Here is a 23,328-nt window from a genome sequence, read left to right on the forward strand (position 1 = left end):
ACCGAAGCGATCGCGGCCCTTGTTGCACTGGACAATCTGTTCGCTCCGGAGAACCCGGCGCGAGAGGTACGCGTCGACTACGGCGATGCCTATCTCGTGCAATTCGGCGAGCCGCATGTCACTGACCCGAACCCGGATACCCAAGGCACAATCAAGACGGAACCCGTCTGAATGACTTTGATAAAAGTACAACACGACGCAAGCACGAAGGGGAAAACCTTCCGTCATGCAGAAGATATTTGATCGCAGCGCGCGAATGCGCCGGCTCTACCGTGCAGGCGGCAGATAAGCCTCCACCTTCGTCGCCTGCATGGCGTAGCCGGCGTATCCCGTCATGGTGTCCGCCCGCTCGACCCGCATCGCGCCGCTGATCCACAGCGGAAGTTCAGTGACCTGAAGCAAGCCAGCGTCATTGCCCGGTCAGTGCGGCGCCGCCGCGCTGACCGGGCAAGCTTGCTGCCGCATCAAGCTGCCAGCCTGGCAAGGCTGGCAACGGTCTTGACGCAGGCCTGGGCCGCTTCCTTGCCTTTCACCACGAAGTGCTCGCTGAAGAAGCGGCGATGCTCCTCGTGCTCGTGGAAATCCTTCGGCGTGAGCACTGCCGACAAGACCGGCACTTCGGTGTCCAGCTGCACCCGCATCAGTCCACTGATGACGGCATCGGCAACGAACTCATGCCGGTAGATGCCGCCATCGACCACAAAGGCACTCGCCACGATCGCGGCATACCGCCCGGTGGCGGCCAGCTTGCTGGCGTGCAAGGGAATCTCGAATGCGCCGGGGACCTCGAGAACATCGATCCGATCGCGCGGAATGCCTTGCGCTGCCATCTCCGCGAGGAAGGCGTCGCGCGCACGATGGACGATATCGGCATGCCACTGGGCATGGATATACGCGAAACGGGTAGCGGCGGGAGGGTGCTGCGGGTCAAGGAGGCCGGCAGCGGTTTGCTGAAACGAGGCGTAGGGCTGATTCATGGGTTGCCTTTTAGCAGGGGTTGCCAGAACCAGGGCGCACGAGCGCACGCGCTCCCGAACCGGGAAGCGGCATGCATGTCGCGATTCTCTTTCATCCGGACTATGACCGTCGGCTTCGGAATCACACCGAATCTGCTGACCCCGGCCGTGGGAAAGGCCGGGCGCTCGCGGGCTTATGCGTATAAATCGCCATCACCGCCGGTGGGGACTTTCACCCCGCCCTGAGAATGCTGCTGCGGGCCGTGGCCCGCAGCGCAGCCGATTATACGCCGGGATGGCGGATCGCGTTTTTGTCGGAAGTGACTAGTTCGATCGCGCCGGAGGGGCTACGCCGGAGCGGGGACGCCAGTTAATGGCAGACCGCCCTCGGCGGCCTAGCGCGCGCCAGCCACGGGAATACGCACGGTTACGTTCAGCCCTCTACCTGCACCTGCACCTGCATCCTCGTTGGCGTAACCCAGGCAGACTTCCGCGCCGATCCGCTCCGCAATGGTCCGCACAATGGACAAGCCGAGGCCGGACCCCACAGCCTCATTGCCCAGCACGCGGAAAAACGGGTCGAACACCCTGCTGCGCGCTTCCGGGGCAATGCCGGGGCCGGTGTCCTTTACCTGCAGGATCACGCTGTCCCCTTGCGTTTGAACGCAGAGATCGACTCGCCCGCCCTCCGGCGTATAGCGGATCGCGTTGCCGACCAGGTTCTTGACCAGAGTGATCAGATCCACCTCATTGGCCAGCACCAGCGCATCGGAATCCCCTTCCACGCCAATGTCGATGTGCCTGGCCTCCGCCAGCGGCATCAGGTCCTCCAGCACGTGCCGGTACACCCGCCGCACAGACACCGGCGCAGCCGGGAGGGGCATCGAGGATTGCGCGCGGGCCAGGCTCAGCAATTGCTCCAGCAAGACCCGGCCCCGCTCGATGCCCTGGCGCAATGTGGCGAGCCGCGACCGGGCATTCTCGGACATTTCCGTGCCTGCAAGCCGCTCTGCCTGCAGCGATAGCGCTGTCAGTGGCGAGCGCAGTTCATGCGCCGCGTCGGCCACGAAACGGCGCTGGGCATCCATCGACTGGGAGACGCGGCCCAACAGCCGATTGATTGCCACCACAAAAGGACGGACTTCCGCGGGCAGGCCATCTTGCGGCAACGGATGTAGCTCCTGCTCGCCACGCTGGTCGATCTCCTCCGACAAGGTGGCAATGGGCCTGAACATTTTGCGCACCAGGTCGGAAACGAGCAGAAGCAGGATGGGCACGAGCAGCAGGAAGGGCAGCGCGGTACGCAGTGCGCCATCCCGGGCAGTCTCATCGCGAATGCCGGTTTCCTGCGCCACCGCGATGCGATCCCCGGCGGCAAGCGTTCTCACCATGACACGATAGGACTCTTTGTCGATATCGAGGGTCTGGAGTCCGTCCTTGACCGTAGCCGGTATCGCCAGGGGCCGGCCGCCCTGCGCGTGAGCGGCGTCGCTGCCGTCGCCTTGCGCGAGGTATTGCACGATGACGCGCGACTCCTCATCGCTGTTCGGCAGCCTGCCAACATCCCCCAGGTGCGGCACGGGCAAATGCTGGCGGTCGAACAGAACCGAGACCTGGCGCAACATATCGTCCTGGAGTTCGTTGGCCTCCTGGAATGCCGCCACAAAAGAAAGCACCACGGCCACCACCGCCACCACCAGGATGGCGATCGACAGCCAGAGCGAAAGACGAACCTGGATCGAATCCTTCAGCCTTCTTTTGCGACCATCCATCCTACGCCCCTTACATTCTTGATCGCGGCGCTCCCCAGCTTCTTGCGCAGGGAATGAATCAGGAACTCGACCGCATTGCTCTCGACTTCGTCGCCCCAACCGTAGATCCGCTCCTCGAGTTCGGTGCGGGAAAGTATGGCTCCCGGCCGGACCAGCAAGGCCTGCAACAGGGCGAACTCCCGATTGGTGAGCAGCACGGCGTCGCCGCCATCGACCGTTGCGCGCTTCGTGGCGGGATCGAGGCTGACACTGCCATTGCCCAGGACCGGCGCTGCCGCGCCTCCTTTGCGCCGCCTCACGGCGCGCATGCGGGCAAGCAGCTCGCCCATCTCGAACGGCTTGAGCACATAGTCGTCGGCGCCTGCGTCCAGGCCGCGAATGCGGTCTTCGAGCCCGTCCTGGGCCGTGATGATCAGCACCGGCACGGGGTTGTCCTGGCCGCGGATCGAAGCCAGCACCGCCAGGCCACTCTTGCCGGGCAAGCCAAGATCGAGCAATACGATGTCGTAGTGCTGGAAAGCCAGCGCATCAAGGGCGGCTTGCCCGCCCTTGACCCAGTCGGCGGCGTAGGACGCGTCTTTCAGCGCCTCCTGGATGACCTGGCCGATCATCGGATCGTCTTCCACCAGCAGTACCCGCATTCATCCTCCCTGAACCAAGGCGCCGCGTCTTAGCTGGAACAGTACCGGCAGCACCGACACGGCGACGATGCCGGCAGTCATCCAGCTCATATGCTCCCGCACCCAGGGAACGCCGCCAAGCCAGTAGCCGGCCAGCAGCAGCCCCGGGCACCACATCATAGCGCCGAGCACATTGTAGAGCGCGAACCGGCGCGGGCGCATGCCGGAGAGCCCCGCCAGGAATGGCGTGACGGTGCGAACGACCGGGACGAACCGCCCGATCGTGACGGTGGGCGCGCCGAAGCGATGGAAGTAGGCACGCGTCTTTTCCAGATGGCGCGGCTTGATCCACCCGCTGCGGATCAGCCATTGGCCCACGACCGAGCGGCCGACCAGGTAATTGGCGCCGTCGCCCAGCACCGCGGCCAGGCCGGTCAGGAGGATGGCCCAGACCGGCGATATGCCGCTCACCCCCAGGAAGGCTCCGGTAGTGAACAGCAGGGAGTCACCCGGCAAGAAGGGCAACACGACCAGCCCGGTTTCCAGGAAGACGATGCCGGCCACAATCACGACGCCGAGCAGCCAGTTTTGCGCCAGCAAGGCCATCAGGTGATGATCGCTGGATAGCCAGCTGAACAGTCCGGTGGATAGCATATCGGTTCTCGCTCCGGGTTCAGGTCAGTGGCTTGCGCGTGCCGCTGCCCTTTGCGGGAAGAACACGATGCACGCCACCATCAGCGTCACCAGCGCCCCCGAAGCGGAAAAGCGGCTCAATGCCAGCCCGCCGGAATGGAGCGGCTTGTCGAGGAAATCGCCGACGACGGCGCCGAGCGGCCGCGTAAGGATGAAGGCTGCCCAGAAGAGCAGCGTGCGGGACAGTCGAGTCCAGTAGCTGGCCGCGACCAGCGCCGCCAGCAGCCCGCCGAAGAGCATCATCCCGCCAAGGTAGCCCAACCCTGCCGTATCCGCCGTCCAGTCTCCCAGCGCGGTGCCCAGGGTCTGGGAGAACATGATCGTCACCCAATAGAACATCTCGGCCTTGGGCGAGTGCACGGTGTCGACCGATACGGTGCCAAGCGTGCGGTACCAGATGCCCAGCGAGAGCATCAGCAAGGCGAGCAGCAGCAAGGAGCCTCCGGCATAGCCGATGCCCAGGGACCGATCGGCAAAATCGGCCAGGGTCGTACCCACGGTCGTGGTGGCAACGATGGTCACCCAGTACAGCACGGGCTGGAAGCGCTTGGCGGAAATCTGGGCCGAAACGGCAATCAGGAAGACCACGGCGAAGATGGCCGTGCTGAGGAGGTAGCCCAGGTTCATCGACATCGACAGCGCGTCGCCGCCGGTTTCCCCCAGCGTGGTTGCCGCGATCTTGACGATCCAGAACATCAGTGTGATCTCGGGAACCTTGCTCAGGCTCCGTTGCGCGATGGTTGCCTGCGTGGAAAAGTCATTCATGTTTCGCTCTCCGGTTCAATGGATTCAATAAATTCAACAGATTCAATTGATTCAATAGATGGATCGATGCGTGGAATCAGGAATTGACCAGCCGCTTCTGCGGGATCGACAGATAGAAGACCAGCCCGATGATGATCACCAGGAACATTGCGCTCGTGCCGGCGGCCCCCAGCCCCAGGCCGCCGTTGCGGCCGGACTGAGACAGGAGATCGCCGCATGACGCGCCAAACGGGCGGGTCAGTACATAGGCCACCCAGAAGCAGGCAACCGTGTTTGCCCGGAACGCGTAGTGGGCCACGGCGGTGGCCGCAATCAGGCCACCGAACAACAAGGCGGCATTGCCGTAACCCAGGCTGAGGCCCTCCGCCGCCAAGTCGCCGGCGGCAGTGCCCAGGGCAAACGTGAACAGGATCGCGGTCCAGTAGAACAGTTCGCGCCTGACCGTGTCGATGGCGCGGATGGAGAGGGTTTCCTCTTTTCCGTACCATACGGCGAAGGTGGCGACCAGGGCCAGGAGGAAGAGCGCGGTCGAGGCGGACAGCGGCACGCCCAGCCTGTCGCTCAGATTGTCGGTGATCAGCGTGCCGAACACACTGATGAACAGGACGCTGATCCAGTAGAGCGAAGGCACAAAACGCTTCGCCCGTACCTGGAAGAACAAGGCAACGGCAAAGAGCAAGCCCACAGCGGCCGATGTATTCGCCAGGCCAAGGCCAAGATTGACGTTGAGATAGTCGGCGGCCGTCTCGCCAACTGTGGTGGACATCATCTTGATGATCCAGAAGAGCGCGGTCACCTCCGGCACCTTGTTGAGCCCGGCAGGCGGCAAGCGGCTGGCCATGGTGTTCATGCCTTTCTCCAGGGACGTTTATTTCACCGCATAGTCTGGAGCACGAGACTTAGGCCAGCCATAGGAGCAGCCGCCCGGCACGAGAACACGTGCTGGCCACGGCATAAACCAGGAATGCGCGCGAGCGGGCTCAGGCCGGGCGTGCCGCACCCGCCTCGTGGTGATGATCCGCGCCCAGGAACATATACATCGCCGGCACCACGAACAACGTGAACAACGTGCCGATCGAAAGCCCCGTAAAGATCACCAGCCCCATTGCATACCGGCCCGCCGCCCCCGCGCCCGAGGCGAACACCAGCGGCACCACGCCGAACACCATGGCCGCCGTGGTCATCAGGATCGGCCGCAGCCGCACGGCCGCAGCCTGTTCCAGCGCCTCGCGCTTGCTCTTGCCGGCGCGCTGCAATTCGTTCGCGAACTGCACGATCAGGATGCCGTGCTTGCTGATCAACCCCATCAACGTGACAAGCCCGACCTGGGTGTAGATATTCAGCGTAGCCAGTCCAACGTTGATAAAGCACAGCGCGCCGAACAGTGCCATGGGCACCGAGACCAGGATCACGACCGGATCGCGGAAACTCTCGAACTGCGCCGCCAGCGTCAGGAAGACAATGATGGTGGCGAACAGCAGGGTCAGCACAAAGCCGCCCGACTCCTGCACGAACTGCCGCGTCTGGCCGGAGTAGTCAGCCGTATACCCGCTTGGCGCGGCCTGCGCCATCGTCGCGCGCAGGAAGTCCAGTACCTCGCCCTGCGACACGCCAGGCACGGTGACGCCGGAGATCGTGGCCGAGTTGAGCTGCTGGAAGTGGTTGATCGTTTCGGGCACGACGCTGTCCGCAAGACTGGAGACCGTCGATGCGGGGATCACGCTGCCGTCCGGCGTGTGCAGGTAGTAGTCGAGCACCTGCGGCGGGTTGAGCCGGTCGGTCTGCCTGACCTGGGGGATCACCTTGTACGAGCGCCCGGCGATGGAGAAATAGTTGACGTAGTTGCCGCCCAGCGCCGCGCTAAGGCTCGTGCCGACATCGGACTGCGTCAGCCCGAGCGATGCCGTCTTGTCGTGGTCGACCACCAGCGTGCTTTGCGGCTTGTCCAGCTTGAGATCGCTATCGACGAAGAAGAACATGCCGCTCGTGCGCGCCTTCTGCAGGACGGCCTGCGACACCTCGTCGAGATTCAGGATCGGCTCCGTGGTACTGATCACGAACTGCAGCGGCAGGCCCTGCGAGCCGGGCAGCGGCGGGAACTGGAACGCGGCGACGCGCGCGCCGGCGATGCCGTCCCATTTGCGCTGCAACTCCTGCTGCAACTGCAGCGCGCCCTTGCCGCGCTTGTCCCACGGCTTCAGCAGCACGCCGCCAATACCCTGGTTGACGGTCGGCGTGCCGGTCAGCTGGAACATCTGCGCGTACTCGGGGATATGGCGCGAGGTCTCGAATACCTGGTCGGCATAGGTCTGCATCTGCTGGATCGTCGCGTTCGGCGGCCCCACGATCTGCGACAGCACAAGGCCCTGGTCCTCCTGCGGCGCCAGTTCGGACTTCGAGGTCATGAACAGGTAGACCACGCCGGCCAGCAACAGCGCGCCGGTTACCACGATCACGATCCAGGTCTCGAGCAGGCTGTGCAGGATCCGCGCATAGCCGCGGTGCACCCGGTCGAACTGGCGATCGACGAACCGTACAAAGCGCCCGGACTCCTGCTCGGCACGGAACACGCGTGAACACATCATCGGCGACAGGCTCAGCGCAATCACGCCGGAGACGGCCACCGCGCCGGCGAGCGTGAACGCAAACTCGGTGAAGAGGGCCCCGGTCAGGCCACCCTGGAAGCCGATCGGCAAATAGACGGCCACCAGCACCACCGTCATGGCCAGGATCGGCCCGCCCAGTTCGCGTGCTGCCATCAGTGCGGCATCGAGCGGAGATTTGCCCTCCTCCTTCATGTGACGATCCACGTTCTCGACCACGATGATCGCGTCGTCGACGACCAGCCCGATCGCCAGGACGAGGGCCAGCAGCGTGAGCAGGTTGATCGAATACCCCAGCGCCAGCATCACGAAGAACGTGCCGACCAGCGATAGCGGCATGGCGATCAGCGGCACCGCCACCGCGCGAAAGCTGCCGAGAAACAGAAAAATCACCACCGAAACAATCAGCAGGGCTTCGGCCAGGGTCTTGATGACCTCGACGATGGAGGTATTGACGAACTCGGTCGCGTCGTACACGATCTCGCCCGTCAGGCCGGTTGGCAACTGCTGCTGCAGCGCCGGAAACACCTCGCGCACCCGACTGGCAACGCTGAGGACGTTGGCGTTGGGCGCGGTCTTGATGCCGATGAATACCGAACGCTTGCCGCTGAAGGCCACGTTGAAGTCGTAGCTCTCGGCGCCGAGCACCACGTCGGCAACATCCTGCAGGCGCACCAGCGCGTCACCCTTGGACCTGACGACGAGCTGCTTGAACGCGTCGACCGTATGCAGGTCGGTGTCGGCGGTAAGGTCGCTGCTGACCATCTGCCCCTTCGTCGTGCCAAGCGACGCGAGATAGTTGTTGTTGCCCAGCGCGGCATAGACGTCCGCCGCCGTCACGCCATGCGCGGCCATGCGTTGCGAATCGAGCCACGCGCGCATCGCGAACGGCCGCCCGCCAAGGATCTCCGCGGTCTGCACGCCTTCGATGGAATCGAGCTTCGGCTTGATCACGCGCAGCAGGTAGTCGGTGACGTTGTTGCTGGGCAGCACGTCGCTGTAGAAGCCCATGTACATCGTATCGGTGGTCTGCCCGACCTGCACGGTCACCACCGGCTGCTGGGTCTGCGGCGGCAGTTGGCCGCGCACGGAAGCGATCTGGGTGGTGATCTCGGTCAGCGCGCGGTTCGAGTCGTAGTTGAGCCGCAGCGTCGCGATGATGGTGGACAGGCCCGTGGTACTGCTGGACGACAGGTAGTCGATGCCCTGCGCCTGGGCGATGGCCGCCTCCATCGGCTGCGTGATGAAGCCGGCAATGGTATCGGCGCTGGCGCCATAGTATGCGGTGCGGATCGTCACCACCGCATTCTCGGTCTTGGGATACTGGCTGACGTTCAGGTCGGCCACGGAGCGCAGCCCGAGCACGAGGATCAGCAGGCTCACCACCGATGCCAGTACCGGCCGCCGGATAAACAGATCGGTGAACTTCATCGTGCGCCCCTCACTGTTCCTGGGGCGCCGGGTTCGGCGCGTCCAAAGGACGGATGCGGTTGTCGATCACCAGCGGCGTGCCGTTCTTCAGCTTGAGCTGCCCACTGGTGACGACCTGCGTGCCGGCTTCCAGCCCTTTCACGATGGCGACCTGGTCGCCACGCGTCGGGCCCGTGGTGACGAACACCTGCTGTGCCACGGGCAGCGCCTTGGCGGGTTGCGCGCCGGACGCAGCCGCGGGCTTGACGACGAACACCGTGGCGCCATACGGGTTGTAGGTGATCGCCGTCTGCGGCAAGGTCAGGTGGCGCTGCGGCGTGCCGGTGTCGACCTTGACGTTCGCGTACATGCCGGGCAGCAGCTTGCGCTCGCCATTGCCGATGCTGGCTTCGACCAGCACGTTGCGCGTGGCGTTGTCCACCTTGGCATTGATCGAGGTGATATTGCCGGCAAACTTGCGATCGCCGAATGCCGCGGTGTCGATCGCGACAGGCAGGCCGATCCCGAGCTGCCCGACCTGCTGCTGCGGCAGGTAGAAATCCACATAGATCGGATCGATGGCCTGCAAAGTCACGATGGCATCGCCCGGGTTCACGTATTGCCCGCGGTTTAGCGTGCTGATGCCGAGCCGCCCGCCGAACGGAGCATGGATGGTCTTCTTCTCCACCAGCGCGGCCTGCTGGTCCACCTGCGCCTTCTTGCTCTTCAGGTCGGCGGCATCCGCGTCGAGTTGCGCCTTGGAGATCGCCTTGGCTTCGTATTGCAGCGCATCGCGCGTGTAGACCGTTTGCGCCAGCTCGGCCGCGGCCTGCAACGCGCGCAACTGCGCCACATCGGAATCGGCGTTCAATTGCACGAGCACCTGGCCCGACTTGACCTCGTCACCGGACTTGAAGCGGATCTGCCGTACGAGTCCCGCGATCTCACTGGTGACGTCCACACCCTGCACCGCCCGCAAACTGCCCACCGCCGCCAGCTGCGGCTGCCAGGCCTGGTATGCGGCGATCGCCGTGGTCACGGTCGCCGGCGGCGCGGCGTTGCCCTGCATGATCGTCTTCAGCATGTGGGCACGGAACACGTTGAAGCCAGCCAGCGCCGCCAGCAGCAGCACGACGCTACCCAGCATGATTGCCATGCGCCTGGTCACCGGCCCGCTCCCGTCGCCGTCTCGCCCGGTTCCGGCGGCGGCGCATTCCACCACCCTCCCCCAAGCGCCTGGAACAGGGCGGCGGTGTCGGCGTAGCGCGCCGCCCGCGCCTGCACCAGGCTGACGGACGCCTGCTGGTACTGGCGCTGCGCATCGAGCAGCGCGAGATAACCGGCGCCACCCGCCTGATACTGCCGCCGCGTCACCTCGAGCGAATCCCGCGCGGCAGTCCACGCGTCGGATTGCGCCTGCAGGCTGCGCGCGTCCATTTCCAGCGCCCGCAGCGTATCGGCCACGTTCTGGAACGCCAGCAGCACGGTCTCCCGATACTGCGCGGCGGCCAGATCGTAGGCGGCCACGGCCGCGCGTTTCTGCGCGCTCAATTGCCCGCCATGAAACACGGGCTGGAGAATGCCCGCGCCAACGCTCCACACCGTGCTGGCGGCCCGGAAAAGCTGCGCCGGCGTCAGCGCCTCGGCGCCGTAGCTACCGGTGAGCGTCAACTGCGGATACATCGCCGCGGTGGCAACGCCAACCTGCGCGCTCGCCTGGTGCAGCACCGCATCCGCCGCGAGGATGTCCGGCCGTTGCCTGACCAGGCTCGACGGCAGGCTCACCGGCAGCGTCTGCGGCAAGGAAAAAGCGTCAAGGGTGAATTGCGGCAGCGACGCATCGCTGGGCAGCTGGCCCGCGAGCACCGACATCTGGTGGCGCACCCGGCTGAGCGACTGCTGCAGCGGCGGCAGGCTCGCCCGCGTTTGCGCGAACTGGGTGACTTGCGCCAGCACGGCGGGCAGGCCTGTGCCGCCAAGTTCGTACTGGCGCTCCAGCACATTCAGTTGATCCTGCTGATCGGCGGCGATACGCTCGGTGGCTTCTATCTGCGCGCGCAGGGATGCCTCCCTGACCGCCGCCGTGACGAGATTGGCGGTCAGCGCAAGGTATGCCGCCTGCAACTGGAAGCGTTGGTAATCGACCTGCGCGCCGAGCGCCTCGAGTTGGCGCCGCGCACCGCCGAACAGGTCGAGTTTGTATGAGACGTTGACGGACGCGTTGTAGAGCGTGAGTTCCGGGCTGATGCCAGGCGGCAGGCCGAACGTGACCCCCGCGATCTTCTCGCGCGTCGCGCCGGCTTGCAGATCGACACCCGGCAGCAGCAGCGCGCCGGTCTGCGCGGTCAGGTTCTCGCGCGCCTGGCGCAAAGCGGCCAGCGCGGCCGCGACGTTGGGACTATTGGCAAGCGCCACGCGGATCAGCCCGTCCAGCGATTCGCTATGGAACAGCGACCACCATTGCGCTGGAATGTCCTCGCCGCCGGCAAAGCGCTGCGCCACACCGGAAACGCCTGGGGCGGCGGCCGTTTCCGTTGGCAATGGGGCGGGGGTGTAGGCATCGCCGGGCGGCGGCGCGGGCGAGCGGTAATCGGGGCCGACTGCGCATGCCGCCAGCGCGGCGGCAAGGGACGCGGCGCTGACGCGAAAAGACGCTCTACGCCAGGCCGTATTGCAAGCGACGCGCGGCACCCCTTCAATCATGCGTTAGTCTCCTGACACGCGCCCCGCCGATTTTTCTGACTGGCCAGCAAGCGGGTGCGACATTCGGCGTCTGGGCACCCGCGCTGCGTCGATGCGCGTCGATGCTGTCTGGCAGGTGCCGGTGACCCTCTCAAGATAGAAGGGGGATCGTCATCAGGCAAACCAAACTGGAATACGTTCAGTCGGTCATACCTACTCGCAAGCGAGCCAGCGAACTGCCGCATGTGCCTGAACAGGCTCAGATGCAGCACTGCATAGCCGAGCCGGGCCAATGTACGTCGGGCAGGTTCGGCAAGACCGTTGCAAACAAACGTGTGACACCGCACGTTCGCCCGTTGCGAAGCGGTAGCACAATGAAAAACCTACGCGGGTTGCAATTCAGCGCCGATGCCGCCACTTCCGTGAGAAGACACGATGAACAGGGTCACAGGCCGCCTGGCCGTCCTCGTCTCGTTGGCTCTTTTTTCCGCCCATAGTGCGCAGGCGTCCGACATCGCTTGCAAGGCAACCCGCCAGCCGCATGCGGGCGATCCGCGCCCGCATGCGGCAAACCTGATCTGCGATTACGCACTTCTCTCCATCGGATACGACCGCATCTACGCCGAGCAGCAGAGGCTGCTGCGGGTAGGCGCAATCCGCAAGGCGGATATTGTTGCGTGGCGCAGGAAACGCGATGCCTGTGGCACCGTGCGCTGCCTGGACGGTGTCTTCGCGCAATGGCATGCGTACGCAGCCCGGAAGACGTCCATGCGCGCCTCGGTACCAGCAAGGGAGCGCGCCGCCGTCCCTGCTCCGGAAACGCCGCCGCATCTCGAGGCGCGCGGCAGGCCCAAGCCCAGGCGCAGCGAAGCAGAATGGGCGGCGCCACCCAGGCAGAGTCCGCAGGCGCCGGCGCGGTTGATCGCCACGCCAGGCAGCGCGGAACCGGCCACGCGCACCGCCGCGACAGGCACGTCGCTCCAGAGTTTGCCTGCAAAGGCGCCGGCGGCGCCTTCCACAAGCAAGCAAGCCCACGGCTCCGTCGGCTCGCTCGGCGTGCTGGCCTGCGCTGGCGTGCTCGGCGCGGGTCTGGCCTACCGGCGCACGCGCAAGCGGGCGCGTAGCGTGCTGCGAGAGTACGGACAGAACCCGGCCGCACCGGCGGCCAGACGGATCCTCTATGGGCTGATCGTTCTCAATGTGCTGCTTCTGGTCATCGCGCTGGGGACGAACTAGATTGGCAGCATTTCTCCATTGACGATCCACGGAGTGCCGAACTTGTCGATCAGCATGCCCCAGCTCCTGGCCCAGAAGGCTGGCTGCATGGGCATGGTCACCTGCCCGCCGCTGGCAAGCGCGGCAAACACCTGTTCCGCTTCCGCCGTGGTCGCGTAGTCGACCGCCATGGACACACCCTTGATGCCTTCATAGGGCATGTGCGCAGGGCAATCCCCCGCGAAGAGCGTGCCGCCGCCCGGCAACGCAAGCCGTGCGTGCAGGATGCGGTGGGCGAACTCCTTCGGAATCTGCTCGGCCATGGGCGACTCGGCCCCACTCATCAGCACCTCGAGCTTGCCATGGAGGGCTTGCTCGTAAAAACGCATGGCTTCGGCGCAATTGCCGTTGAAGGAGAGGTATGCGATGGCTTGGGTCATGTGGGTTCCTTTCTCGATGCAGCGCACAGTGTGACAGGGTCACCGGGGCGAACCGATCGCTCCGGTACTGGCACGACGCTTGGGCAGCCCTTGGATCGACAAGCCCCCCTCGCTTATTACAAATTTCCCGGCCAGGGCCTGGTCACGGCGCAGCTTCCGCGCCGCCCCGCTTTGTCAGCACAACATGCATCGCCCTTGGCATTCCCACCTGCTCGGCGCATTCGAAACCCAGCGCCTTGAGATCGATACCGGCCAACAGGGACTCTCCGGAGCCCAGCAGGACAGGCGCCATCGCCAGGTGCATCTCGTCGACCAGGCCGGCCTGGAGATACTGTCGCACGCTGGCAACACCACCGCCAAGCCGCACGTCCCGCGCCCCTGCCGCCGCCCTCGCATGCTTCAGCGCAGCATGGATGCCATCGGTGATGAAGTGAAAGGTCGTGCCGCCCTCCATCGAAACCGAATCGCGTGGGTGATGGGTCAACACGAACACTTCGCTGTGATAAGGCGGATTGGGACCCCACCACCCTTTCCAGCGATCGTCGGGCCAGGGACCACGAACCGGACCGAACATATTGCGCCCGAGAATCCAGGCACCGATATTGCTGAACCCGCGCGCTGCGAAATCGTCATCCACCCCCGTCTCGCCGCCGTCGCCACCGAACATGTGCTGAAACGTGCGCGTGGCAAAAATCCATTCATGCAGCGCCTTGCCGCCCACGCCAAGCGGATCCGCCAGGCTCTGGTCGGGGCCGGCGCCGTAGCCATCGATGGATACCCCAAAGCAGTGAACTCTCAATCTGGACATGCCGTGCCTCCCCGTGAACGCCATGATGAATCGGTGCATGCAAACACTATTTGCAAGCGTAGCCTATATGCCATTCGCGTGGTTTCCGGCCATAAAGAGAACGCAGGAAACAAGCGCAACCGGCAAACCCTATCCTCCCTGTTCCTGCTTCGCCCTACCGCCTGGATTTGCTTTGCGCGGCTGATCGCCGGCCGCGGGCCCGGCTCGCTCACGCCCCATCGGGTGTAACACCGTGACATTCTTTCCATGGCGATTTATGCACGCCGTCGCCCTATAGTTCGTCCCGTTGCCACGCCGCAGTGCGTGACGTGATCCAAACCAAAGGACATCCGATGAAACCCCATCATGTTGCCAAGGCGGTCGTCAAGGCGGTCGTCACAGCAGGCGCCCCGCTGATCCTTCTCGCAAGCACCCCGGCCTTCGCAAGCTGGTCCGGCCACGGCACGGCCTACACGCCGCACGGCACCTATAACGGCGCGCACTATGGTTCATGCGCAGGCGGCAGCTGCTCGCACGCAGGCGGGGTCGTCGGTCCCTACGGCGGGCTCGCGACGAACACCGGCACGGTGACCCGTACCGCGCCGGGGCAGTTCTCGAACTCCGGCACGGCAACCGGACCGAACGGCCGTTCGGTCCAGCACGCTGGCGACACCAGTTGCGCTGGCAGCACATGCTCGCACACGGGCAACCTGACGGGCCCCAACGGCCAGACCGCTTCCACGGCGGGCAGCGTGACACGCGACGCGCCGGGACACTATTCGTCATCCGGCACCATCACCGGCTCGAACGGCAACACCGTCAGCCACGCGGCATCGACGAACTGCGCCGGCGCCACATGCGCCCGTTCGGGAACCGTGACTGGCGCGGACGGCGGAACCGTCACGCACTCCGGTACCGCGACCCGCGTGGCGCCAGGTGTCGTGACGACGGGCGGCGGCACGACGGTCGTCCATGGCGGGACGGTAACGACCGGCGGCACGACGGTGGTGCATGGCAGCACGGTCACGACCGCCGGCGCCACGGTTGCGATCGGCACCGCACCGGTAGTTGTCACGCCTGCGCCGGTGGCTTATGTGCCGCCTCCGCCGGTTGTCTACCCGCCGCCCCCGCCGGTGGTCTATTTGCCCCCTCCGCAGCCCCCGAGAGCTGTCTACGTCGCACCGCCGCCTATGGTGGTGTACGTCGCGCCGCCGCCCCCGAGGGTTGTGTATGTGCCGCGCGCCGTCTACGTGACACGGGCGCCGGGTCCGGCGGTATTGGTGCCGGGACACTGGGTCGGCCGCGTCTGGGTGCCCGCGCACTGGGCCTGACAGGCCACTGGTAAAACAGCTAACGGCAGTATCGGATTGATCACACGCGCCGGCGATACGCGTCGGCTACCTCACGGAGAAAGCCATGAAGAAGATGATTGCGGTTCTTGTTTTGTGTATTGTTTCTGCAGGTGCATCCGCTCAGAGCATGCAGAGCACCGCGCCGCCAGCAGGCAACAGCGCACGGGCCGAGCGCGCGATGCAGCAGTTGCAGGCACGCTTCACCAATGCCAACACGACGCGCGACGGCAAGCTGACCCGGGACCAGGCGGCAGCCGGCATGCCGATGGTCGCCAGCCACTTCGACGAGATCGACGCGCAGCAGGCCGGGTATGTCACGTTGCCGCAGATCGAGGGTTTCATGAAACAGAAGATGATGACCCGCTGATTCCCGATCATCGCCGGAGACGCACCATGGAGCAGGCGAACAGGATTATCGTGCTCGATGATGAAGCCGAGTTGCGCAACATGCTGCAACGGTTCCTGACCGGGCACGGTTTCCAGGTGCGCGCGATCGCCGACGGCAAGCGGCTCGACCGCTACCTGCAACGCGAGCCGTACGACCTGCTGGTGCTGGACCTGATGATGGAGCCGGAAGACGGCCTGACCATCTGCCGCCGGCTGCGCGCCGAAGGACAGACGCTGCCGATCCTGATGCTGACTGCCAAGGGCGATCCGGTCGACCGGGTGGCCGGGCTCGAGACCGGCGCCGACGACTATCTCGCCAAGCCGTTCGTGCCGGACGAGCTGGTCGCAAGGATTCGCGCGCTGTTGCGCCGGCAAAAAATGGCGGCGGGCGAGCCGACCGTGACCTCGCAGACCCTGCGCTTCGGCGACTTCCAGTTCGATGTCGGCAAGCAGACGCTGCTGCGCGGCGGCGAGCCGGTCGAGGTGCATTCCGCGCAGATGTTGCTATTGCACGCGCTGGGGTCGTCGCCGAACCGGCCGGTGAGCCGCGAGAACCTGCTCGCGCGGGCCCGCGGCCGCGACCACGACGCGCTCGACCGCAGCATCGACGTACAGATCCTGCGGCTGCGCCAGATCGTCGAAGACGATCCTTCGAAACCGCGCTTTATCAAGACCGTGTGGGGCATCGGCTACATGCTGAGCGCCGGTATCGAGCCGTGACACGGCTTGCGCTGCCCCGTTCGCTGCTCGCGCGCCATATCGCCTTGCTGGTGGCGCTCGTTGCACTCACCCAGGTCAGTGCGCTCACCGTCTTGCTGCACTTCGTGCAGCGCCCGCACATCGAGCGCGCGGCAATCATCTTTTCCGAATACGTGAAGACGCTCGACCGCGTGCTTGCCGCCATGCCGGCCGATGAAGGCCGCGCGGCGGCCGCACGGCTGGGTGGGCAAACGCGGCCGCCGGAGCATGTCGTCCAGGAACCGCATCCCAGTCCGCTTCACTTCTTTCGTACGTATCAGCGCGACGTGTTTATCGACGCCTTGCAGCGCGATCTGCCAGCGGACCTGCCGGTGCGATGGCAGGCGGGCGACGGCGAGCGGCTATGGATTCGCGTGCACGCCGCCGGCGCGCCCTGCTGGATCGCCTTGCCGATGGCCGAAGACGCACAGGCCAGCGGCATCACCACCGCGCTCGCGCTGTCTGCGGCCTTCGCATTGCTCGCGGCGCTGACGGGCTACCTGATCCAGCTGCATATCAACCGTCCGCTGCAGGACCTGGCGCGGGCGGCGCGCCATGTCAGCGCCGGCGAGGCCCCGGTGCCGCTGCCCACCGACGGGCCGACGGAAATCGCCCAGGTAAGCAGTGCGTTCAACCAGATGACGCAGGCATTGCAGCATGCCGAAGCGACGCGCACGCTGATGCTGGCCGGCGTGTCGCACGACATCCGCACGCCGCTCACCAAGCTGCGTCTTGCCATGGCGATGGCGATTCCGCGCGGCGCCGACGAACCCTTCGTGGCCTCGGTGGAAGGCTATCTCGACCAGATCGACACGATCCTTCAGCAGTTCATGGACTACGCGGGCAGTGGCGAACGCGAGGTCCCGCAACCGGGCGATCTCAATGCGCTCATCAGCCGGCTCGCGGCGGATTTCGCGGGGCTCGGGCACGAATTCGAACTGTCGCTGGGCGACATGCCGGTGTTTCCGTTCCGGCCGGTGAGCCTGATGCGCCTGCTGATGAACCTGATGCAGAACGCGGTCGTCTACGGCCGCACCGGCTTTGTCGTACGCACCTGGGCGGAAGGTAATACGGCGTATGCCGCCGTATGCGACCGGGGCAGCGGCATCGGCGCCGAGGAACTGGAACAGCTCAAGGCGCCCTTCAGCCGTGGCAGGAACGCGCGCGGCCATGCGGGCGGTACCGGCCTCGGACTCGCGATCGTCGAACGCATTGCGCGCCTGCACGGCGGATCATTGCAGTTCCGGGCACGCGATGGCGGCGGCCTCGAAGCGGTCGTGGCATTGCCGCTGCAGCGGCCTGCCGCGTAACGCCAGGCCACGCGGCCGGGAACGCCCGCGCGCAAGGCAAGGGCGACATCGCGCGACATAATTCCCGCATGGCGCCAGCAGCCGGTTCCTCCCATACTTGCGTCTGCGGTTGCGGCTCTCGACGATGCTCGATGAGCGGCACTCAAGCAGGTGTGATCTCCGATGGTATGTGATCCTGCGGATCCAGTGATTGTCGGCGACATCTTTTCGGCAATTGACGGCACRATGGTGCCGAGGACAGGATCGACATGCGGACTTCATTCAAATTCCTCACGGACAATGCCAGGCAACTGGCGGTTGCAGCAGTGGCGGCGGGATCGCTCCTGATGGCGGGCGGTGCCTGGGCCGATACCGGCGTCGATCAGGCTGGCGTCCAGCCGCAGGTGCGCGCGGACATCATCTATGTGCATGCATTCGATGCCAGTCCGGACCAGGTCAAACTGGACAACGGCGTGGCCCGGGAACTGAAGACCATGGCCGCCGGCGGGTCGTCCGCGAGCGAGCAGTCCCGGACGGCGCGCGAAGCGCGCGAGCAGGTGTCCGATGAAATCGTGCGGCAACTGCAGTCGCAGGGACTGCATGCGGTCCGCGCAGACGGCCCCCCGCCCGCGGACAGCAATACGCTGATCGTCGAGGGCAATTTCCAGAAGATCGATGAGGGCAAGCGCCGGCGCCGCTTGCTGATCGGTCTTGGCGCAGGCAAGAGCGAAGTCACGGCGTCGGTCCGGATCCTGTACAAGCCAGCGAACGGCTCGCCGGTGCCGCTGCAGAGCTTCTCCGCCGATGCGAACAGCGGCCATATGCCTGGCGTGGCCGAAACCGCCGGGGTCGGCGCGGCCGCCGGCCATCTCGCGACGTCCGCCGCGGCGGGCACGGGCCTGCATGGCGTGTCCGAGGTCAAGCACGACAGCATTTCCGCGGATGCCGCGCGGCTAGGCGATTCGATCGCGAAACAGGTGGCCTCCGCGATCACGGCCAACGGGTGGATGTCGGCTACGCCGGTGGATTGAAGGCGTGCGTGCGAGGCATGGCCATCGCCCTCCACTCGCAGCCGCGACACCTGCCGATGATCGCGCCAACACCTTGAATGGGTAGACGTAGAGCAAGCCGAACTCGGCAATGCCGCCTGGCAATCTAGCGGACATTGCAGAACGCCTTCCCATCTACGGCACGGTCGGCCTGACCCGGCAGGACATGGCGGCGCTGCGCGCGGAGGGCGTCATCTGACGCCCTCCGCCACTACCTGTCGATACCTGTCGCTACCTGCCGCCCTGCGTCCCGCAGCCTGCTAGAAGCGTGCCGAGTACTGGAGCATGTAGAAGTTGATTCCGGGGTTGGGCTCCTTGATGCCGGCGTTGGAATAGTGCTGGAAACGCACCGCCAGTTCCGAGTCGATCGCGTCGCCAAAGCGGTAGCCCACGGCAACGCGATCGCCAAACTGGAACGCTGTCGAGAACACCTTGGTGTCCGAGATGCGCGCCCGGGACAGCAGGTTCATGCCGGCGCCAACCTCCGCGAAGGGACCCGAGCGGCCCGCCCCCTGGATGCGGAAAATGGGCGTAAAGCCCACGTCGCCCATCACGTTGCTGTTGCTGCCATGTGGATTCCAAACGCCCACGGACGCTTCGAGACCGAGGCGAACACGGATCGACTGCGAGTTTGTCGCCCAAAGGTCGTTCCTCAGATTCCATCGTGCCTCCAGGCGAGCAATCGACGCATCGCTCCCCGCACCCAATGCGGCCCCGAGACGAACCGGTTCAAACCAGGAGGCGTCCTCGTTGGCGGGCGCGGCGACAGCGGCGCCGCTGGCGAACGCAGCGCAGAGCAGGACGACGGGAATGACGGGAATGACGGGAATGACGGGAATGACGGATCGAAGCATGAACATAGCCTTTTGAAGGGAAATTCCTACATGCGGAATTTCGTAATTATGCGGTCCATACAGGCTGCCGCATAGATGCCGCTGGCCATATTTGAAGCCGGGCCCGGCATCCTCGCAGGCACCGGGACGATTGCCGAACGCAATCGTCCTTGGGTATGCTATGGATCCAAGTGCACGCCATACATTCGATTGCACCTAGGAACGGAGCGAGATCGTGCTGCGGTACCTGCTACCGTTCTGATTGGAAACACCACGCCAGCCTTTTGCCTCGCTATCCAGGGGGCGGCTGGTCATGGCTGCCTGAATTGGCATCATCCGTAAGCAAGGTCTCGCCATGGAATATTTGCTGGATCCGCTCTGCCTGGGCGTTGGCGTGGTACTGTGCGATGTTCTCGCCTGGCGTCTCATCGACCCCGGCTACAGGCGGCTGCGTCTCGCCGTCCGGCTGGCAATATTCGCATTGCTGACCACCGTGCTTCTCCATGGCGGCATGAGCCCGCTCGATGCGGCTCCGTCGCCAGAACAGCCGGTTCGCCATTTCCTGGCGCAGGCGCTGGAAATCATCTGGTGGCTGCTCGGCGCGCGTGTACTCACCATTCTCCTGGACGYGCTCTTCCTGCCCAAGCCCTGGCACCAGGAGCGCCTGTTCCAGGACGTGTTGGGCGCGCTGATCTTCGTCGCGGCGGCCGTCGCGGCCATCGCCTATGTCCTTGAGCTTCCGGTGAGCGGTTTGCTGGCGACGTCGGGGGCCCTGGCCATCATTGTTGGCCTGGCGATCCAAAGTACATTGAGCGATGTGTTCTCCGGACTCGTACTGAATGCCACGCAGCCCTACCATCTCGGCGACTGGGTCTCCATCGATGGCGTTGACGGCAAGGTCCTGGAGATAAACTGGCGCGCCACCCATCTCCTGAGCGCCCAGGGCAATCTGGTGGTGATCCCCAACAACGTGACTGCCCGGGCCAAGATCACCAATATCAGCCGGCCCTCGGAACTGCACGGTGTCAACGTATCCATCCAGGTCACACCGGAAGCCCGCCCGAGTGTGGTTGTGGAAGCGCTGGAGCGCGCGGTTCTGGGCTGCAAAGTCGCATTGGCCAAGCCGGCGCCATCGGTCATGGTGAAGCATGCCGGCGCCAATTCGATCGAGTATGAAATCACGTGTTACGTCGAGGATATCGCCAACAAGAGACTGGCCACGAATCAACTCTTCGATCTCGCGCATCGGCACCTGGCGTCCGTCGACATCGATCTCCGTCCGTTAGCCGTCCCCAATCAAAGCACCCCGGCGACCGATCGCCGCCGGCGGCTGCTCTCGACGGTGAGCATTTTCCAGGCGCTAGGCGCGGACGAGCTCTCCCAGCTTGCCGAACGCCTGTCGCGGCATGAATATCAGCCGCACCAGACCGTTGTGACGAGTTCGGATGTCACGGACTACATGCTCCTTGTGGACTCGGGCGTGCTCTCCGTTTCGATCGCGCGTGGCGACGAGCGCATGGAGACTGCCCGCCTCGGACCGGGCGACGCCTTCGGTGAGCCTGGCGTTCTGGCAGGCATTGCCATGCAGGTAGCCATTGAGGCAATTACCGGCGTCGTCCTCTACCGGCTGGATAAATCGGACCTTACACCGGTACTTCAATCCCGTCCGGAAGTGGGATCGCAAATGTGCCAGCTTCTCTCCCAGCGGCAGGAATCGAACAATGCCTTCGGCAACATGCCGCCGTCTGCGCATGCAGGCAAATCGAGCGTCTTGCAATGGCTTCAGGACAAGATGCACAGCCTCCATCATCTCGCCGGTGGGAAGGTGCCGTGATACCTTGCACAGCGGCAAATAGATCGTGTCCAATCCGAGGATGCGAATCCAGACCATGCATGCCCAGGAAACCAGCTTCAGCTTGCAGAACAATTCGACACGCTATGACTTTGGTTCACGACTGGTCGCGGGTTTCGATTGGGTCCGGCATAGTGCGGCCGATCGACGGTGCCGATGGGTGAACGAGAGCGGAACGACCCGAGACCTCAAGCTTGAACGTTGCCGCATCGGCAGCAAGACTCTCTGCCTGTTGCTGCAGCATGCTTGCTGCGGCAGCAAGCTGCTCGACCAATGCGGAGTTCTGCTGTGTTGATTCGTCCATCGCGTGCACAGCTGTGCTGAGCTTCTCGATCTTGTCAGCTTGACTCAGGCTGGTCGCCTGCATCGCAGTGGCGAACGCCACGGTTCGCTCAACCGATTGGCGGACACCGGCCATCGAAACGGTAGCATCCCGGGCCAGAGTTGCACCGGCGCTCACGTCCGCTACGGTTTTTGAGATGACGCCACCAATCTCCTTTGCCGCGGCGGCGCAGCGTTGCGCCAGCGTCCGGACCTCCGCGGCGACGACCGCAAAGCCCCGCCCCTGGCTGCCTGCCCTGGCTGCTTCCACGGAAGCGTTCAATGCCAGTATGTTGGTCTGGAAAGCGATGGTCTCGATAAGCTGGACAATCTCTGCCACCGAGCGGGAATGGCCATGCAGGTCGGTCATCTTTCCGGCGAGGCGCTCCGTGACCGTGCTTCCAGTCGCCGTCGCTTCCAGCATGGCTGCCGCGATAGCGCTCGACTCCCTGGCTTCATTCTGGGCACTGTTCACGTCTTCAAGCAACTCTCGCATTGACGTCGCTGCCCGCTCGAGCAACACAGCCTGCTGCTCGGTACGCAACGACAGGTCTTGATTGCCGGACGATATCTCCTTCGTCGCGACCGAGACCGAGGCCGCTGTATCCTTGATGCCAGACAGGATGCTCCTGAGTTCCGACTGCATCTTGGCCAGATTTGCCAGCATGCTGGAGGTGTCCCCCTTTCGCACCGCGATGGGCAGGCTGAGGTCACAGGCAGCGATACGGTCGACTGCGCGTGTCGCGTCTGCCGGTTCGCCGCCGAGTTCCCGCTTGACCTGGCGAGCAATGGCATAGGCCATCGCCACCGAGGCAAGCAGGCTCACGGCAAGCAACCCGACCATGATGAGTTGGGCTGCGCCCTGAGACGCCGAAGCAGAGGCCATCGTCGCCTTCGCCTGTGCCAGCTGCTGCTCCTTGAGTCGCCGGACCGTCTGCGTGAGGCGTTGCAGTTGTTCCGCAAGGAAATGACCATCCACGGATACCGTGGCATCGAACTGGATGGCATCGAGTGGCTGTCGCTGCATCAGCTCGATATAGGCGAGGGCCATCTCATTCGCTTTCTTGTGCTCGCTGCGGGCGTCCGCAACAACGCTGTTTGCGGCGAGGCGGGAATCGGCCAGGAGGGTACCGAGCGCCTTCATCCCATTCAACATCTCCTGCCTTGCGACTTCGCGCTCCTCCCCGCTCGTGGCGGCCGTCAATGAAAGCTGAGCACGGGCGGTCTCTGCTATCGCGGATTGCGCCTGCTCGGCAATCAAGGCGCCACCCAGGTCGTTATCGTATAGACGGTCCGTGGTATGCCTGACGAATACCAGGCTTCCTATTCCGGTCACGCCGACGGCCGCGCCGAATACATAGACAAAAGCGAGGGCAAAGCACAGCCGGGCGATGAGCGATAGTGAGCGGAAACGACGCAGCATAGGGAATTGGGCAAGCAGTGACATACGTGGAGCTAGCAATGGCAATCCGACTTTATCGCCATGGCTTGCGCAACCTTTAGGTTATGTCACAAAAACTTCATAAAACTGTCCGCGTTTGGGTGCGGGCTAACGTGACTATCC

21 protein-coding genes and 1 riboswitch are annotated in these 23,328 nt (G+C 64.6%); of the genes, 7 read left to right on the top strand and 14 right to left on the bottom strand.

Annotated elements, in window-relative coordinates; translation table 11 throughout:
• Nucleotides 1–267 precede the first annotated feature (267 nt).
• The 10 genes from AC1DQ3_RS32005 to AC1DQ3_RS32050 all read right to left on the bottom strand — a co-directional run bounded on the left by AC1DQ3_RS32005 (nt 268) and on the right by AC1DQ3_RS32050 (nt 11,522).
• On the bottom strand, nt 268–402 hold the full coding sequence (locus tag AC1DQ3_RS32005; protein WP_477124139.1) for a DUF3299 domain-containing protein: 135 nt from the start codon (nt 400–402) through the stop codon (nt 268–270).
• 62 nt (nt 403–464) lie between these two features.
• Nucleotides 465–977 (bottom strand): 6,7-dimethyl-8-ribityllumazine synthase, encoded by a 513-nt coding sequence (locus AC1DQ3_RS32010; RefSeq protein WP_477124140.1) that lies wholly within the window; start codon nt 975–977, stop codon nt 465–467.
• 79 nt (nt 978–1,056) lie between these two features.
• A riboswitch (FMN riboswitch) is annotated at nt 1,057–1,210 on the bottom strand.
• A 141-nt stretch (nt 1,211–1,351) separates the two neighbouring features.
• Nucleotides 1,352–2,728 carry a sensor histidine kinase gene (locus tag AC1DQ3_RS32015; RefSeq protein WP_477124141.1) on the bottom strand — a complete coding sequence of 459 codons (1,377 nt, stop codon included), beginning with the start codon at nt 2,726–2,728 and terminating at the stop codon, nt 1,352–1,354.
• The gene (locus AC1DQ3_RS32020) at nt 2,704–3,369 is read right to left on the bottom strand and encodes a response regulator transcription factor (protein ID WP_477124142.1); all 666 of its coding nucleotides are present in this window, start codon (nt 3,367–3,369) and stop codon (nt 2,704–2,706) included. The genes AC1DQ3_RS32015 and AC1DQ3_RS32020 overlap by 25 nt, the downstream gene beginning before the upstream one ends.
• Nucleotides 3,370–4,002 carry a VTT domain-containing protein gene (locus AC1DQ3_RS32025; protein ID WP_477124143.1) on the bottom strand — a complete coding sequence of 211 codons (633 nt, stop codon included), beginning with the start codon at nt 4,000–4,002 and terminating at the stop codon, nt 3,370–3,372.
• 24 nt (nt 4,003–4,026) lie between these two features.
• Entirely contained in the window at nt 4,027–4,806 is a 780-nt protein-coding gene (locus tag AC1DQ3_RS32030; protein ID WP_477124144.1) for a COG4705 family protein, read from the bottom strand.
• A gap of 76 nt (nt 4,807–4,882) precedes the next feature.
• Nucleotides 4,883–5,656 carry a COG4705 family protein gene (locus AC1DQ3_RS32035; RefSeq protein WP_477124145.1) on the bottom strand — a complete coding sequence of 258 codons (774 nt, stop codon included), beginning with the start codon at nt 5,654–5,656 and terminating at the stop codon, nt 4,883–4,885.
• A 130-nt stretch (nt 5,657–5,786) separates the two neighbouring features.
• A complete protein-coding gene (locus AC1DQ3_RS32040) occupies nt 5,787–8,840 on the bottom strand; it encodes an efflux RND transporter permease subunit (protein WP_477124146.1) in 3,054 nt (1,017 codons plus the stop codon).
• 10 nt (nt 8,841–8,850) lie between these two features.
• Entirely contained in the window at nt 8,851–9,975 is a 1,125-nt protein-coding gene (locus tag AC1DQ3_RS32045; protein ID WP_477124147.1) for an efflux RND transporter periplasmic adaptor subunit, read from the bottom strand.
• Nucleotides 9,976–9,983: 8 nt separating this feature from the next.
• Nucleotides 9,984–11,522, bottom strand: a complete 1,539-nt coding sequence (locus AC1DQ3_RS32050) for an efflux transporter outer membrane subunit (protein ID WP_477124148.1) — start codon at nt 11,520–11,522, stop codon at nt 9,984–9,986.
• A gap of 414 nt (nt 11,523–11,936) precedes the next feature.
• Here AC1DQ3_RS32050 and AC1DQ3_RS32055 point away from each other — a divergent pair, with 414 nt between their 5' ends.
• A complete protein-coding gene (locus AC1DQ3_RS32055; RefSeq protein ID WP_477124149.1) occupies nt 11,937–12,737 on the top strand; it encodes a hypothetical protein in 801 nt (266 codons plus the stop codon).
• On the opposite strand, the gene AC1DQ3_RS32060 is transcribed toward AC1DQ3_RS32055, so the two are convergent.
• On the bottom strand, nt 12,734–13,156 hold the full coding sequence (locus AC1DQ3_RS32060) for a VOC family protein (protein ID WP_477124150.1): 423 nt from the start codon (nt 13,154–13,156) through the stop codon (nt 12,734–12,736). The genes AC1DQ3_RS32055 and AC1DQ3_RS32060 overlap by 4 nt on opposite strands.
• A gap of 142 nt (nt 13,157–13,298) precedes the next feature.
• Entirely contained in the window at nt 13,299–13,964 is a 666-nt protein-coding gene (locus AC1DQ3_RS32065) for a dihydrofolate reductase family protein (RefSeq protein WP_477124151.1), read from the bottom strand.
• A gap of 332 nt (nt 13,965–14,296) precedes the next feature.
• On the opposite strand from AC1DQ3_RS32065, the gene AC1DQ3_RS32070 reads away from it, so the two are divergent.
• The 5 genes from AC1DQ3_RS32070 to AC1DQ3_RS32090 all read left to right on the top strand — a co-directional run bounded on the left by AC1DQ3_RS32070 (nt 14,297) and on the right by AC1DQ3_RS32090 (nt 18,740).
• A complete protein-coding gene (locus tag AC1DQ3_RS32070) occupies nt 14,297–15,274 on the top strand; it encodes a hypothetical protein (protein WP_477124152.1) in 978 nt (325 codons plus the stop codon).
• 85 nt (nt 15,275–15,359) lie between these two features.
• Nucleotides 15,360–15,662, top strand: a complete 303-nt coding sequence (locus AC1DQ3_RS32075; RefSeq protein ID WP_477124153.1) for an EF-hand domain-containing protein — start codon at nt 15,360–15,362, stop codon at nt 15,660–15,662.
• 26 nt (nt 15,663–15,688) lie between these two features.
• On the top strand, nt 15,689–16,402 hold the full coding sequence (locus tag AC1DQ3_RS32080; protein WP_477124154.1) for a response regulator: 714 nt from the start codon (nt 15,689–15,691) through the stop codon (nt 16,400–16,402).
• Complete coding sequence (locus tag AC1DQ3_RS32085; RefSeq protein ID WP_477124155.1) at nt 16,399–17,730, top strand: ATP-binding protein; 1,332 nt, start codon at nt 16,399–16,401, stop codon at nt 17,728–17,730. Before AC1DQ3_RS32080 ends, AC1DQ3_RS32085 begins: the two co-directional genes overlap by 4 nt.
• A gap of 248 nt (nt 17,731–17,978) precedes the next feature.
• Entirely contained in the window at nt 17,979–18,740 is a 762-nt protein-coding gene (locus tag AC1DQ3_RS32090) for a DUF4410 domain-containing protein (protein ID WP_477124156.1), read from the top strand.
• Nucleotides 18,741–19,018: 278 nt separating this feature from the next.
• Here the strand turns inward: AC1DQ3_RS32090 and AC1DQ3_RS32095 are convergent, their stop codons facing one another.
• Entirely contained in the window at nt 19,019–19,612 is a 594-nt protein-coding gene (locus AC1DQ3_RS32095; protein ID WP_477124157.1) for an acyloxyacyl hydrolase, read from the bottom strand.
• A 334-nt stretch (nt 19,613–19,946) separates the two neighbouring features.
• On the opposite strand from AC1DQ3_RS32095, the gene AC1DQ3_RS32100 reads away from it, so the two are divergent.
• On the top strand, nt 19,947–21,425 hold the full coding sequence (locus tag AC1DQ3_RS32100; RefSeq protein WP_477124158.1) for a mechanosensitive ion channel domain-containing protein: 1,479 nt from the start codon (nt 19,947–19,949) through the stop codon (nt 21,423–21,425).
• A gap of 115 nt (nt 21,426–21,540) precedes the next feature.
• On the opposite strand, the gene AC1DQ3_RS32105 is transcribed toward AC1DQ3_RS32100, so the two are convergent.
• Nucleotides 21,541–23,211, bottom strand: coding sequence for a methyl-accepting chemotaxis protein (locus AC1DQ3_RS32105; RefSeq protein ID WP_477124159.1), 1,671 nt, complete (start codon nt 23,209–23,211; stop codon nt 21,541–21,543).
• Between the last annotated feature and the right edge of the window lie 117 nt (nt 23,212–23,328).

This window comes from Cupriavidus sp. 01T418, assembly GCF_056398885.1.